The organism is Streptomyces sp. NPDC056160 (assembly GCF_042268205.1).
In the GTDB taxonomy this organism is placed as follows: Bacteria; Actinomycetota; Actinomycetes; order Streptomycetales; family Streptomycetaceae; genus Streptomyces.
In genome coordinates this window covers 1966-15688 of record NZ_JBHJUW010000002.1, presented here as the reverse complement: position 1 = coordinate 15688, position 13723 = coordinate 1966, and the positions used below count along the sequence as shown (strand labels likewise).

Annotated in this window: 9 protein-coding genes and 2 pseudogenes; 7 read left to right on the top strand and 4 right to left on the bottom strand. The window is 74.5% G+C overall.

Annotation, left to right across the window (positions count from 1 at the left end):
• Window positions 1–4: 4 nt before the first annotated feature.
• A complete protein-coding gene (locus ACFC02_RS00880) occupies window positions 5–448 on the bottom strand; it encodes a hypothetical protein (protein ID WP_376350301.1) in 444 nt (147 codons plus the stop codon).
• Window positions 449–673: 225 nt separating this feature from the next.
• Between ACFC02_RS00880 and ACFC02_RS00875 the strand changes: the two genes are divergently transcribed.
• Window positions 674–1831, top strand: coding sequence for an ROK family transcriptional regulator (locus ACFC02_RS00875; RefSeq protein WP_360970214.1), 1158 nt, complete (start codon window positions 674–676; stop codon window positions 1829–1831).
• 179 nt (window positions 1832–2010) lie between these two features.
• Here ACFC02_RS00875 and ACFC02_RS00870 read toward each other — a convergent pair whose 3' ends face one another.
• Window positions 2011–2772 carry a GntR family transcriptional regulator gene (locus tag ACFC02_RS00870; protein ID WP_376350297.1) on the bottom strand — a complete coding sequence of 254 codons (762 nt, stop codon included), beginning with the start codon at window positions 2770–2772 and terminating at the stop codon, window positions 2011–2013.
• Between the two features lie 442 nt (window positions 2773–3214).
• Between ACFC02_RS00870 and ACFC02_RS00865 the strand changes: the two genes are divergently transcribed.
• The gene (locus tag ACFC02_RS00865) at window positions 3215–4045 is read left to right on the top strand and encodes an alpha/beta fold hydrolase (protein WP_376350294.1); all 831 of its coding nucleotides are present in this window, start codon (window positions 3215–3217) and stop codon (window positions 4043–4045) included.
• A gap of 93 nt (window positions 4046–4138) precedes the next feature.
• Here the strand turns inward: ACFC02_RS00865 and ACFC02_RS00860 are convergent.
• A pseudogene (locus ACFC02_RS00860) lies at window positions 4139–4927 on the bottom strand (DMT family transporter); the annotation flags it as partial.
• Window positions 4928–4974: 47 nt separating this feature from the next.
• On the opposite strand from ACFC02_RS00860, the gene ACFC02_RS00855 reads away from it, so the two are divergent.
• The 3 genes from ACFC02_RS00855 to ACFC02_RS00845 all read left to right on the top strand — a co-directional run bounded on the left by ACFC02_RS00855 (window position 4975) and on the right by ACFC02_RS00845 (window position 9912).
• Complete coding sequence (locus ACFC02_RS00855) at window positions 4975–6519, top strand: PLP-dependent aminotransferase family protein (RefSeq protein WP_376350292.1); 1545 nt, start codon at window positions 4975–4977, stop codon at window positions 6517–6519.
• A gap of 111 nt (window positions 6520–6630) precedes the next feature.
• A complete protein-coding gene (locus ACFC02_RS00850; RefSeq protein WP_376350289.1) occupies window positions 6631–8223 on the top strand; it encodes an alkaline phosphatase D family protein in 1593 nt (530 codons plus the stop codon).
• Window positions 8224–8460: 237 nt separating this feature from the next.
• Window positions 8461–9912: a GNAT family N-acetyltransferase gene (locus ACFC02_RS00845; RefSeq protein ID WP_376350286.1), complete on the top strand. Its 1452-nt coding sequence runs from the start codon at window positions 8461–8463 to the stop codon at window positions 9910–9912.
• Between the two features lie 110 nt (window positions 9913–10022).
• On the opposite strand, the gene ACFC02_RS00840 is transcribed toward ACFC02_RS00845, so the two are convergent.
• A complete protein-coding gene (locus ACFC02_RS00840; RefSeq protein WP_376350284.1) occupies window positions 10023–11270 on the bottom strand; it encodes a trans-sulfuration enzyme family protein in 1248 nt (415 codons plus the stop codon).
• A gap of 59 nt (window positions 11271–11329) precedes the next feature.
• Between ACFC02_RS00840 and ACFC02_RS00835 the strand changes: the two are divergent.
• Both ACFC02_RS00835 and ACFC02_RS00830 read left to right on the top strand, forming a co-directional pair.
• A pseudogene (locus ACFC02_RS00835) lies at window positions 11330–11820 on the top strand (Lrp/AsnC family transcriptional regulator).
• Window positions 11821–11929: 109 nt separating this feature from the next.
• On the top strand, window positions 11930–13618 hold the full coding sequence (locus ACFC02_RS00830) for a DUF885 domain-containing protein (protein WP_376350281.1): 1689 nt from the start codon (window positions 11930–11932) through the stop codon (window positions 13616–13618).
• The last annotated feature ends 105 nt before the right edge of the window (window positions 13619–13723 follow it).

Sequence of the window (13723 nt, the reverse complement as noted above, 5' to 3'; positions counted from 1 at the left end):
GCGGTCATGGCGGGTCCGTGTCGGTGACGACCGCGAGGAGCTGGAACGGCAGCTCCTCGTCCCACTGGGAGACGCCGAGGGCTATCCAGCGGCCGGTCCCGGGTGCCCGCCACAACTGGACGTCGGGCACATGGCCGCTGAGCGAGACCCACGGCTCCGCCGTCTCCTCCCCCCGCGTGGCCCGTTCGAAGACGCTGTACAGGCTGACCGCCTGGGGCCGGCCCCACCGCTCGGTCAGCCGCTCCGCCAGCCCGTCCTGGTCGCACACGAACTGATCCGCCGTCTCCTGCCACCGGGTCCCGTCGTCCTCCCAGAAGTCCTCGCTCGTCTCCAACTCGGCCATCAGGAAGCCGGGTCCCGCCGCGCCGACGTCCGTCCTGGCGGGCTCCGCGGGAAACCCCTCGGAGCACAGCCGGTCGATCACAGCGAGAGCCTTCGCGATGTCCATGTGTTCCAGTAAAGCGGCCCCCACTGACAATTGGCGGGGTGTCAGGAGGCCGCCCTGCCGGGGCTACCGTCCGGGCAGTGGGACCGGGGCGACGGCGGCGGTCCGAGCCGACGGGCGGCCGGGCTCCTCCCCCTCGCGGACCGCGGCGGCCGTCCCGGCACTCGCTGCCCCGGGCCGCGCCGAGTACGATCCGCCCAACACGCGCACGAGCAGGGAGGACGGACGTTGGGGCGGCTGACCGGCGGGGATCCCTCGCTGCTGCGAAGGATCAATTCCGCGGTGGTGCTGCACGCGCTGCGTGCCACGGACTGCGCGACGCTGACGGAGATCACCCGGCTGACCGGCCTGTCCCGGCCGACGGTCGAAGGCGTCGTCGAGGACCTCGTGGAAGCGGGGCTCGTCGCCGAGAAGGCCGCGGAGGAGGGCGCCGCCAGGCGGCAGGGACGGCCCGCGCGACGCTACCGGTTCCGGGCCGAGGCGGGGCACCTGCTCGGCCTGGAGATCGGTGCCCACCGCGTCGCGGCGCTCCTGTCCGACCTGGACGGCCGGGTGCTCGGCGCCCAGGCCAAGGAGGTGGGCGAGACGGCCGACGCGGACGAGCGCCTGGAGCGGCTGCGCACGGCGGTCGCGGAACTGCTGCGCCGGGCCGGCGTCCCGCGCAGTTCGCTGCGGGCCGTCGGGGTGGGCACCCCGGGCATCGTCGAGGCGGGCGGCATCGTACGGCTGGGCACGGCACTGCCCGGCTGGACGGGGCTCAACCTGGGCGAACGGCTCAGCCGTTCCTTCAGGTGCCCGGTGCTGGTCGAGAACGACGCCAACGCCGCGGCACTCGCCGAACACTGGAAGGGCGCCGCCACCGCCTCCGACGACGTGGTGTTCGTCCTGGCCGGGCTGAGCCCGGGCGCCGGTTCCCTGATCGGCGGCCGGCTGCACCGGGGGTTCGGCGGAGCCGCGGGCGAGATCGGCGCGCTGCACCTGCTGGGCCGCGACGTCACTCCCGAGACGCTGCTGTCGACCACGGACCAGCCGCTGCACCCCTTGGACGAGCAGGCGGTCACGGCGGTCTTCGCCCTGGCCCGGGAGGGTGACCAGCGGGCCCTCGCGGCCGTGGACCGCTTCATCCAGCGGCTCGTCCACGACGTGGCGGCGCTGGTGCTGGCCCTGGACCCGGAGCTGGTCGTCGTCGGCGGCTGGGCGGCGGGTCTGGACGATGTCCTGGAACCGCTGCGCAGCGCGCTGGCCCGCTACTGCCTGCGGGCGCCCCAGGTCACCCTGTCCCTCCTCGGCGAGGCCGCGGTGGCCACGGGCGCCCTCCGTCTGGCCCTGGACCACGTGGAGGAAGAGCTGTTCGCGGTGGAAAGCACGGTGACGGCCCGCCGCTGAGCCCACCGGCACCGCAGTCGCGGGCGGCACAGCGAGCGAGGGCGCGACGCCGGGTGCGGGCCGGGGGGCAGAGCGCCGGGTGGAGCTGGGAAATTCCACAGCGCGGGCCCTCTGGCCGACGCACCGCGCCCCGGCCTCCCCCGGCCGTCCCCCCGGCCCGGGCCCTCGTCAGTCCGCCGTCACGACGCCTGGCGTTCCGGACCGTGGTGGATCTCCACCCCGCCGGGGTCCCCGAAGGTCAGCCGGCACGTGTCGGCTCGGTAGGTGGCGACGGAGAGTGCGGCGGTGCGTCCGCCGACGACGAAGCGGGTCGTGACGACGAGGACGGGCGCGCCGGGCAGCCGGTCCAGTTCCTTGGCGTCGTCGGCGCGGGCGGAGCCGAGTTCGACGGCCCGCTCCTGGCCCTCCAGGTCGAGGTGCTGCAGCTCGCGCAGCACGGCACGCGCGCGTGCCGGTCCGGAGGGCGCGTCGATCGCGGTCAGGTCGGGCACGGACGAAGCCGGGATGTACAGGAGTTCGGCGGCGACCGGCTGACCGTGGCTCACCCGGGACCGGCGTACCGTGTGCACGGGTGTGTCACGGTCGCTCTCCAGGGCGTCGGCGACGGCCGCCGGCGGGACCGCCTGGACGCAGTCCGCGGGGTGCCAGGCGTCGTCCGCCGCGCCCGGCCAGGCGTGCTGTTCGGTGCCGACGGCCACACCCACGCGCGGGGGTGCCACGGTCGTTCCGACGCCGCGCCGGCGCTGGAGCCTGCCCTCCAGCTCCAGCTGTTCCAGGGCCTGGCGGAGAGTCGCCCGGGCCACACCGAAGCGGGCGGCCAGCTCCCGCTCGTTGGGCAGGATCTCGCCGACCGAGAACTCGGAGTCCAGTGCCTCACTGAGCACGGTCTTCAGGTGCCAGTACTTCGGCTCCGGCACCGATTCGAGCTGCGTGGTCCCCACCCTGTCCTCCGCAATCGCCGTGGTCCGGCCGCGTTTCAGCGCCTTGTTTATTAAAGGTTGTTGTACTTATCTGCGACCATAGGGCCGCCCTCGGCCTTGGTCAAGACCAATCATCGGCCGCTTGCGGAGGAGAGGACCGCCGCACGGCGCAGCGTTCACGCGGCGTTCGCACAAGGTGCCATTCGCGACATGACGGCGAAACCCCCGTCGCACGGACGGGGGCGCGGTCGATCTCCGAGCAGGTGAGGTCACCGGGTTTCCCGGACCACCCCGGTGGCCACCGAGCCGTCCCGGCCGGCCCGTCCGGCAGCGCCCAGGCGGCTGCCGCCCCGTGTCCCGTGGCGCACGGGCTCCGATACACGGACCCCGGGGGCTACCCGTCGGTAGCAATTGCTGACAAGCTGTCTAACCGGCGTCCCAGCGATCCCGACGAGGAGCAACCATGTCCGCCACCGTCTCCTTCCCGGTCCCCTCCGCGCACGGCCCCCGGACCGTGACCCTGTCCTACGCGCGCGTGGGCACCGGTGAGCCGCTGCTCCTGCTGCACGGCATAGGCCACCACCGCCAGGCCTGGGACCCGGTGGTCCACCTCCTCTCGGTGGAGCGGGACGTCATCTCCGTGGACCTGCCCGGCTTCGGCGACTCCCCCGCGCTGCCCGACGGACTGCGGCACGACCTGCCGACGATGAACGGCGCCCTCGGCGCCCTGTGCGAGGCCCTGGAGATCGAACGGCCCCACGTCGCCGGCAACTCCCTGGGCGGCCTGCTGGCCCTCGAACTGGGCCGCGAGAAGCGCGCACGGTCCGTCACGGCACTGTCCCCGGCCGGATTCTGGACCGAGACCGAACGCCGGTACGCGTTCGGCGTCCTCCAGGGCATGCGGGCCGTCGCGCGGCGCACGCCGCTGCCGCTGGTCGAGCGGCTCTCCCGCACGGCGGCCGGCCGCACCGTGCTGACCAGCACCATCTACGCCCGGCCCGGCCGCCGCTCACCCGAGGCGGTGGTCGCCGAGACGCTGGCCCTCGCGCGGGCCACCGCTTTCGAGGAGACCCTCCGGGCGGGCATCGACGTACGCTTCACGGACGACCTCCCGAACATCCCCGTCACCGTCGCCTGGGGCGCCAAGGACCGGCTGCTGATCCCCCGGCAGGGCGTGCGCGCCAAGCAGACCGTCCCGCGGGCCCGGCTGGTGCGGCTGCCCGGCTGCGGACACGTCCCGATGAACGACGATCCGGCGCTCGTCGCGCGCGTGATCCTCGACGGCAGCCGCTGAGCGCCGCCCGGCCCGCCGCACCGCCCCCGATCCCACGGCGACCCCGGCGCCCACCAGGGCGCTGCCGACCGCCTGGGCGGCGCCGTAGGAGCCGGTGCCGACGAGCGGCGCCGAGAAGGCGGCGGCCACCGGGATGAGGCCCGAGAAGAGCGTGGCACGCTCGGCGCCGATCCGCTGCATGCCCATGTACCAGCACACGAAGCCGACGACGGTCACGACCGCCGCCTGCCACAGCAGCGCGGCGGCCTCGCCCGCGTCCGGGCGGCGCAGCCAGGCGCCGCCGTCGAGCAGGACACCCGCGAGCGCCGACTCCGCGGCGGCGGTGCCGCACACCACCGCCGACAGCAGCCGGGGCCCGAGCGGGCGCAGCACGGGCACCGCGAGGACGGCGAAACCGGCCTCGCCCGCGAGCGCGCCCGCCGAGAAGGCGATCCCCGCGCCGTCGGTACGGCCCCAGCCCTGCACCGTCAGGGCCCCGACGGCGACCAGCGACGCCCCGTACAGCACGGCCCGCTGCGGGCGCCGCCCCTCCAGGAGCGGAACGAGGACCGCCACGACCACGGGGGCGCAGCCCACGAAGACGCCGGGCACCGCCGGTTCCGCGGTGCGCTCGGCGGCGATGACCGCGAGGTTGAAACCGACCATGCCCACCGCGGCGAGCAGCGCGAGCCGGGCCCACCGGCGCGGGGCCAGCCCTCGCAGGCGTGCCACCGCACCGCGTCCGGCGAACGGCAGCAACAGCAGGCAGGCCAGGGCGTAGCGCAGGAACTGGCCCCCCGCGTAGGGGTAGCTCCCGAGGACGCTGTTGGCGGTGAAGGATCCTCCGACGAGGAGGCAGGCGAACGCGGCGAGCAGGGCGCCGCGCGAGGTGGTGGCGTTCATGACGGCGACGCTAGGCAGCGCGGCGGACCGGTTTAAGGTCCACTTCCATGACGTCATCGGGGGCCAATCCGCTCGGACCGATCCGCTCCGCCGCCTGGGAACTGCTGCTGCCGGCCGCGTCGGCGCCCGCCCGCGCGCGTGGGCGCACGCTCCAGGCCGCGCTGCGTGAGGCGGTCCGCTCGGGGCGGCTCGCCCCGGGGACGCGGTTGCCCTCCAGTCGCGACCTCGCGGCGGACCTCGGGGTGTCGCGCGGGCTGATCACGGAGGCGTACGAGCAGTTGGCGGCGGAGGGCTACCTGCGCAGCGGGCGCGGCGCGGGCACCTGGGTGGGCGGGGCCGTCCGGGCGGCCCGCACGCGCGCGCGTGACCACGCTCCGCGCTCCCCGGGTACCCGCGCCGACTTCGTGCCCGGTACCCCGGACCTGTCGCTCTTCCCGCGTGCCGCCTGGACGGCCGCGCACCGCTCCGTACTGGCGGACCTCCCCCACCACGCCCTCGGCTACCCCGACCCGCGCGGGCTGCCGCGGCTGCGCACGGCCCTGGCCGGGCTGCTCACGCGCCGCCGGGGCGTCGTCGCCGACCCGGAGCGGATCGTGGTCGTCTCGGGCGTGGCCCAGGCCACCTGCCTGCTCGGCTCCGTCCTGTACGCGCGCGGCACGCGCCTGGTCGGCGTGGAGGACCCCGGCAGCCCGCAGCACAGCGCCCTGTACGCCTCCGTGGGCGTCGGCACCGTCCCGCTGCCCCTGGACGGGGACGGACCGGCCCTCGGTCCGCTGCGCCGCTCGGAGGTACGGGCCGTGGTGACCACGCCGTCCCACCAGTTCCCCACCGGCATGGCCTGTTCCGCCCGGCGCCGTGCCGAACTGCTGGACTGGGCGCGGTCGGTGGACGGCATCGTCTTCGAGGACGACTACGACGGCGACTTCCGCTACGACCGCGCCCCTGTCGGCGCGCTCCAGGGCCTCGACCCCGAGCACGTGGTCTATGCCGGCTCGGTCAGCAAGTCCCTGGCCCCCGGGCTGCGGCTGGGCTGGCTGCTCGTGCCCGACTCCCTGGCCGACGAGGTCGTCGAACGCAAGCGGACCATGGACCTCGGTCATCCCACCGTCGACCAGGCGCTGTTCGCCCACTTCGTCGAGCGGGGCGACTACGACCGTCAGCTGCGCCGCTGCCAGCGCGCCTACCGGGAACGCCGGGACGTGCTCGCCGCCGCCCTCGACGAGCACTTTCCCGGCGTACGGCTGTCGGGGATCGCGGCCGGCCTGCACCTGATCGCCGATCTGCCCGAACGGTACGGTCCCGAGGAGCGGTCCCTCGCGCGCGTGGGCGGCGCCGGTGTCGCGGTCCGCACGCTGGCGGCGTACACGCACGCGCGTGCCCGTGCGGTCACGGCCGGCGTCTCCGCCGCCGCCCCGCCCGCCCCTGCCGGTGGTGGCACGGGCGCCGGGACGACCCCGGGGCGCGGCGACACGGGCGCGGGAGCGGGCGTGCGCCTGGTGCTGGGCTACGCGCATGTGCCGCCGGCCCGGATCCGCGCCGGTGTGCGGTTGATGGCGGAGGCGGTCGGCGCGCGGGGCCCCTCCGCGGGGTGAGGGCCGCCGGGCGTACGGCCGGCTGTTCACCCGGGGTTTGCGCGTTCGCCGCACCGCCCCGGTAGGTGTGGCTGCGAACACTGGCCGGATCTCGTCCCCGGAGGCCCCTCCATGACCCCTCGGTCCCCTCGTCCCTTCCCCGGCCGCCGCGGCGTGCTGCGCGGCTCGCTGGCCGCGTCGGCGGCCCTGACCCTGCCCGGCGCGCTCGGCGCGGCACCGGCGCTGGCCCTGTCCGGCCGTCCCCGGGCGGACTGGGGTGTGCAGGCGGGCGACGTGACCGCCGACTCGGGCCTGGTGTGGGTGCGCGCGGACCGCCCGGCCCGCATGATGGTCGAGACCTCCGCCACCGAGTCGTTCCACAACGCCCGCAGCTGGCACGGCCCGCTGCTCGGTGCCGGCACGGACTTCACGGGGACGGCCCGCCTGCACGGGCTGCCCTCGGGCGAGCAGATCCACTACCGCGTGCTCCTCGCCGACCCGCACGACCCGCGCCGCACCGGTGAACCGGCGTACGGCACCTTCCGCACGGCTCCCGCGCGCCGCCGCCAGGGCGTCCGGTTCGTGTGGTCGGGCGACCTGGCCGGGCAGGGCTGGGGCATCAACGAGTCGATCGGCGGCTACCGCATCTTCGACGCCATGGCCCGGCTGGACCCGGACTTCTTCCTGTGCAGCGGCGACAACATCTACGCCGACGGCCCGATCCAGGCCACGGCCGCGCTCCCCGACGGCAGCCTCTACCGAAGCGTGACCACCGAGGAGAAGGCGCACGTCGCCATCTCCCTGGCCGACTACCGCGGCAATTTCCGCTACAACCTGCTGGACGGAGCGCTGCGCCGGTTCAACGCCCAGGTGCCCGGGATCATCCAGTGGGACGACCACGAGGTGCGCAACAACTGGTACCCCGGCGAGGTCATCGGCGGCGGTACCCCCTACCCGCCCGGCACCCGGCTCGACGACCTGGCGCTGCGGGCCCGGCGGGCCTTCTCCGAGTACTTCCCGGTCTCCACCGTCAGCGGCCGACCGGACGGCCGGATCTACCGCGTCCACCACCACGGGCCGCTGCTCGACGTGTTCGTGCTCGACATGCGCACCTACCGCGACGCCAACTCGCCCGACGACCAGAGGACCGACCCGCAGGGCATCCTCGGCAGCGAGCAACTGCGCTGGCTCAAGCGGGAGCTGGCCCGGTCCCGGGCGGTGTGGAAGGTGATCGCCGCGGACATGCCGCTCGGTCTCGTCGTACCCGACGGGGTGGAGGGCAGGCCGAACTTCGAGGCGGTCGCGCAGGGCGACCCGGGGGCCCCGCTCGGCCGTGAACTGCAGATCGCGGAACTGCTGCGGTTCGTCAAGCACCGGCGGATCACCGGCACGGTGTGGCTGACCGCGGACGTCCACCACACCTCGGCGCAGCACTACGACCCGTCGCGGGCGGCGTTCAAGGACTTCGCGCCGTTCTGGGAGTTCGTCTCCGGGCCCCTCAACGCGGGCGCCTTCCCGGCGAGTGCGCTCGACGGCACGTTCGGCCCGGACCGGGTGTTCGTCAAGGCGCCGGCCGTCGCCAACGTCTCGCCGGCCGAGGGCTACCAGTTCTTCGGCGAGGTCGACATCGACGGCGACAGCGGGGAACTGACGGTCCGGCTGCGGGAGCAGGACGGCAGCGTGCTGTTCACGAAGGTGCTGCAGCCGGGACGGGTCGGGCAGTGACCCCGGTTCCCGTTACGCTCTTCCCGTGCCGCGCACCGGCGTCATCCCCTGGTGCGCGGCCTCGCCGAGCGGTGTGGACCGTCCCGGGTGGCCGCGGCGTGTAGCGGCAGGGGGCCGCCGAACTCCGCATCATGCGAAGGGTGGCCGAACCCGACAGATCCGCGCTTTACCAGTACGTCACGGAGAGTTCGTGGTCACGCAACACGCTTCGTTCACAGTGACGGCATGAGTGGAGAAATGTCTGATGTGACGCGGACGACGAAACACGGGCGACCGGTGCACCACTGGCGACGGGACGTGGTCGAACTCGCCGCACTGTTCACGGCGGTGGCCGTGGCGGACGCGGTGGCGAACCTGGTCGGACACGGTCCGGACGGGCCCGTACTGCTGGTGGTCTCGGCGCTGGCGCTGCTCGCCACGGCGGCGTTCCACACCTGGTGGGCACGGCGCCACGGGCATGCGCCTCCGGCGGAGGATACCGGCGCCCGGCCGTTCGCCACCCTGCGGCGGACGGCCGGGCCGGACCCGGACCTGGCGCCGACGGGCCGTGACGAGGCAGCGGTGGCGAGCGCGCTGTGGCGGGTGCGCACGACGGTGCGGGACGAGCCGGGCTCGCTGGCGGCGATCTGCGCGGCCCTGGCCGGGCGGGGTGTCGACATCCTGAGCCTGCAGACGCATCCGCTGGCTCGGGGCACGGTGGACGAGTTCCTGCTGCGTGCCCCGGCGCACGTCGAGGCGGCCGGGCTGACCGGGGCGGTCGCCGCGGCCGGCGGCCGCGACACGTGGATCGAGCGGGCCGACGCGCACGACCTGGTGGACGCGCCGACCCGGGTCCTCGCGCTGGCCGCCCGCACGGCGCTGGACACGGCGGAACTTCCTTTGGCGCTGCGCCAGTTGCTGGGCAGGTGCACGATCCGTTCGCTGCCGGGCCGGCCGGTGGGCGGCGAAAGCGCGGGCGCGGAGGTGCCGGCGGAGGGGGTGCTGGAGGACACGGTGCTACGGCTTCGGGCGCCCGAGGGCGGAGTGATCACCGTGGAGCGGCCGTACCTGCCCTTCACCCCCACCGAGTTCGCGAGGGCGCGGGCGCTGGTGGAGCTGGACACCCGGCTCGGCCCGCGCGTCCCCCGCGGCGAGGACGTGCTGACGCTGCCCGCGGGCGACGCGATCACCGTGCGCCGAGCCGACACGGGCGACCTGGCGGCGGCCCGGCAGATGCACGAGCGGTGCTCGGCGCGCACGCTCGGACTGCGCTACCACGGTCCGGTCGCGGACGCCGACCGCTACCTGAACCACCTGCTCAGCCCCCGCTTCGGCCGGACCCTCGCCGCACGGACGGCGTCCGGGCGGATCGTCGGCCTCGGTCATCTGCTGTGGGACGGCGACGAGACGGAGGTGGCCCTGCTCGTCGAGGACGAGTGGCAGCGGCGCGGAATCGGCGCCGAACTGCTGGGCCGACTGGTGGCCATGGCCGTCGAGGCGGGCTGCGCGCGCGTGTACGCCGTCACGCAGGCGGCGAACACCGGCATGGTCAGCGCCATGCGGGGCCTCGGTCTGCCGCTGGACTACCAGATCGAGGAGGGCACGTTGGTGATCACCGCCCGTCTGGACATCGCTGCGGTGCCGGACCTGCCCGCGTACGGCGACGCCGGCCGCCGCGAGGAGTACGACGGGCCGGGCGTGCGCGACTGATCCCTCTCGGCGCCCGGGCCCGCGGGGCCGGGGCGGAACGATTCTCCCGCCCCCGGCCCCCGACCCCGACCCCGACCCTGGCTCCCACCCCGCCCGGGTTCGTGTTCGGGTCAGTTCATCGCCTCGTGCAGGCCCTTGACCTGTGGCGGCTCGGTCCGCAGGCCGCCCACGGCCTCTCCCCCGACGCTCGCGTCCAGCGCCGCGTCGAGGTCCGCCCACAGGTCCTCGACGTCCTCCAGGCCCACCGACATCCTCAGCAGCCGGTCGCTCACCCCGGCACCGCGCCGGTCCTCCGCGTCCACGATGCGGTGGCTGATGGAGGCGGGATGCTGGATCAGCGTGTCGACGCTGCCGAGACTGACGGCGGGCGTGATCAGACGGACCGAGCCGATCACGGCGTGCGGGTCACCGTGCACCTCGAAGGCGACCATGGCGCCGCCGATCCGCGGGTAGTGCACGCGGGCGACCCGCGGATCGGCCGCCAGCCGGGCCACCAGATCGGCGGCGGTGGCGGACGCGGCCCGTACCCGCACCGGCAGCGTGGACAGTCCGCGCAGCAGCAGGTAGCCGGCGAGCGGATGCAGGACGCCGCCGGTGGCGAACCGCACCTGCCGCAGCCGCCCGGCGAGTTCCTCGTCGCAGGCGACCACGCCCGCCATCACGTCACCGTGGCCGCCCAGGTACTTGGTGGCGCTGTGCAGCACCAGCCGGGCGCCCCGCGCCGCCGGGCGCTGCAGCACGGGGGTGGCGAAGGTGTTGTCGGCCAGGAGCGGCACGGAGCCGCAGGCGTGGGCGACGGCCCGCAGGTCCACCTCGGCCAGCGTCGGGTTGGCCGGGGACTCGACCATCACCAGCCCGGTGTCGGGACGCAGCGCGTCGGTGATGCCCGCCGGGTCGGTCCAGGTCACCTCGGAGCCGAGCAGTCCTGCGGTCAGCAGATGGTCGCTGCAGCCGTACAGGGGGCGTACCGCCACCACGTGCCGCAGCCCGAGGGCGGAGCGGGGGAGCAGGACCGCGCTGAGCGCGGCCATGCCGCTGGCGAAGGCGACCGCGGTCTCGGTGCCCTCCAGCCGGGCGAGGGCGCTCTCGAAGCGGGAGACGGTCGGGTTGCCGAGCCTTCCGTAGACGGGCGGGCCGTCCAACTCGGTGCCGTCGGCGGCGAAGGCGTCGATGCGGGCGGCCTCCGCCCGGCTGTCGTAGGAGGGGTAGGTGGTGGACAGGTCGATCGGCGGGGCGTGCAGCCCCTGCCGGGCGAGATCCTCCCGGCCGGCGTGCACGGCCTCGGTGGCCAGGGCGCGGGGCGCGGTGCGCCGGTCGTCGTACGCGGGCGTGTTCACGGCATCCAAGGGCGTGTCCATGACGACAGGGTGAACATCAGCCGGGCGGCGGGGCGTGTCTTCCGTGCTACGTTCGGCGCATGGCCGAAACAGTCGTACTGGATCCGGTGGACCTCCATCTGCTGCGGCTGTTGCAGAACGACGCCCGGACGACCTACCGCGACCTCGCCGCACAGATCGGCGTCGCACCCTCGACCTGCCTGGACCGGTGACCCGGCTGCGCCGCTCGGGTGTGATTCTCGGCCATCAGCTGCGGCTCGACCCGGCCAAGCTGGGGCGCGGCCTCCAGGCCCTGCTGTCGGTGCAGGTGAGGCCGCACCGGCGGGAGCTGGTGGGGCCGTTCGTCGAGCGGATCCGGGCGCTGCCGGAGTCGCGGTCCGTGTTCCATCTGACCGGGCCGGACGACTACCTCGTCCATGTCGCGGTGGCGGACATGGCGGATCTGCAACGGCTCGTGCTCGACGAGTTCACGGCCCGGGGCGAGGTGGCCCGGGTGGAGACGCGGCTGATCTTCCAGCAGTGGGACTGCGGTCCCCTGCTGCCACCCGGGAGCGAAACGGCGACACCCTGACCGAAACCGCCACGCCCTGAGCGAAATCGGGCCGAGGGGGACCGGATTCGGCCGCTTCGCCCCGCAAACCGGGCTGACGCGGACCCTGTCCCCGTACGAGGATGTCCACATGTCAGACACCAACAGCCCGCTGCCCCGTCAGGTCGCCGACGCCTACGTCGACGAACTCATCGCCCTCGACCCCATCACCGGCACCTATCTGGGGGTGAAGGAGAGTTCGGGCAAGCTGCCCGACACCTCGCCCGCGGGTCAGGAGGCGCTCGCGGACCTGGCGCGCACCACCCTGGCGCGGCTGGCCGAGGCCGAGCGCCGGCCCGGCGCCGACTCCGAGGCCGAGCGCCGGTGCGCCCGCCTGCTGCGCGAGCGGCTGACCGCCGAGATCGCGGTGCACGAGGCCGAGGAGGGCCTGCGCGCCGTCAGCAACATCCACAGCCCGGTGCACTCGGTGCGCGAGGCGTTCACCATCACCCCCACCAACACCGACGAGGACTGGGCGGCGGTCGCCGAGCGGCTGCGGGCCGTACCGGCCGCGCTGCGCGGCTACCGCGAGTCCCTGGCGGCCGGCCTGGAGCGCAAGCTGTACGCGGGACCGCGGCCGACCGAGACCTTCATCGGCCAGCTCACCGAGTGGTCGGACACGGGCCGGGGACGCGGCTGGTTCGAGGACTTCGCGGCCGACGGCCCCGAGGCCCTGCGGGCTGAACTGGACGAGTCCGCCCGGACGGCGACCGCCGCCGTCGTCGAACTGCGCGACTGGATGCGCGACGTGTACGCCCCGGCGGTCGAGGGCACGCCGAACACGGTCGGCCGCGAGCGCTACGCGCGTTTCTCCCGCTACTACAACGGCACCGACCTGGACCTCGACGAGGCCTACGCGTACGGCTGGTCGGAGTTCCACCGTCTGCTCGGCGAGATGAAGAAGGAGGCCGAGAAGGTCCTGCCCGGGGCCGAGACCCCCTGGGTGGCGCTCGCCCACCTCGACGAGCACGGCACGCACATCGAGGGCGTGGACGAGGTCCGTAACTGGCTGCAGGGCCTGATGGACGAGGCGATCGAAGCCCTCGACGGCACCCACTTCGAACTGGCCGAGCGGGTGCGCCGGGTGGAGTCGTGCATCGCGCCGCCCGGCGGCGCCGCGGCCCCCTACTACACGGCGCCGTCCGCCGACTTCTCCCGGCCGGGCCGCACCTGGCTGCCGACCATGGGAGAGACCCGCTTCCCCGTCTACGACCTGGTGTCGACCTGGTACCACGAGGGCGTCCCCGGCCATCACCTCCAGCTCGCCCAGTGGGCGCACGTGGCGGACGACCTCTCGCGCTACCAGGCGACCGTGGGCATCGTCAGCGCCAACGCCGAGGGCTGGGCCCTGTACGCGGAACGCCTGATGGACGAACTGGGTTTCCTCACCGACCCGGAGCGGCGGCTCGGCTACCTCGACGCGCAGATGATGCGCGCGGTCCGCGTCATCATCGACATCGGCATGCACCTGGAGCTGGAGATCCCGGCGGAGTCCCCGTTCCACCCGGGTGAGCGCTGGACTGCGGAGCTGGCCCTGGAGTTCTTCGGCGCGCACAGCAGCCGCCCGCGGGACTTCGTGGCGAGCGAGCTGATCCGCTACCTGTCGATGCCCGGCCAGGCGATCGGCTACAAGCTGGGCGAGCGCGCCTGGCTGCTGGGCCGCGAGAACGCCAGGAAGCGGCACGGGGAGGCGTTCGACGCGAAGGCCTGGCACATGGCGGCCCTCTCCCAGGGTTCGCTGGGCCTCGACGACCTGCTGGACGAGCTGTCCCAGCTGTGATCCGGGCCTGAGGCCCGGTCGTGGGGGGGGGGGGGGGGGCCGCCCCCGGCCCCCCCCCCCCCCCCCCCCCCCCCCCCCCCCCCCCCCCCCCCCCCCCCCCCCACG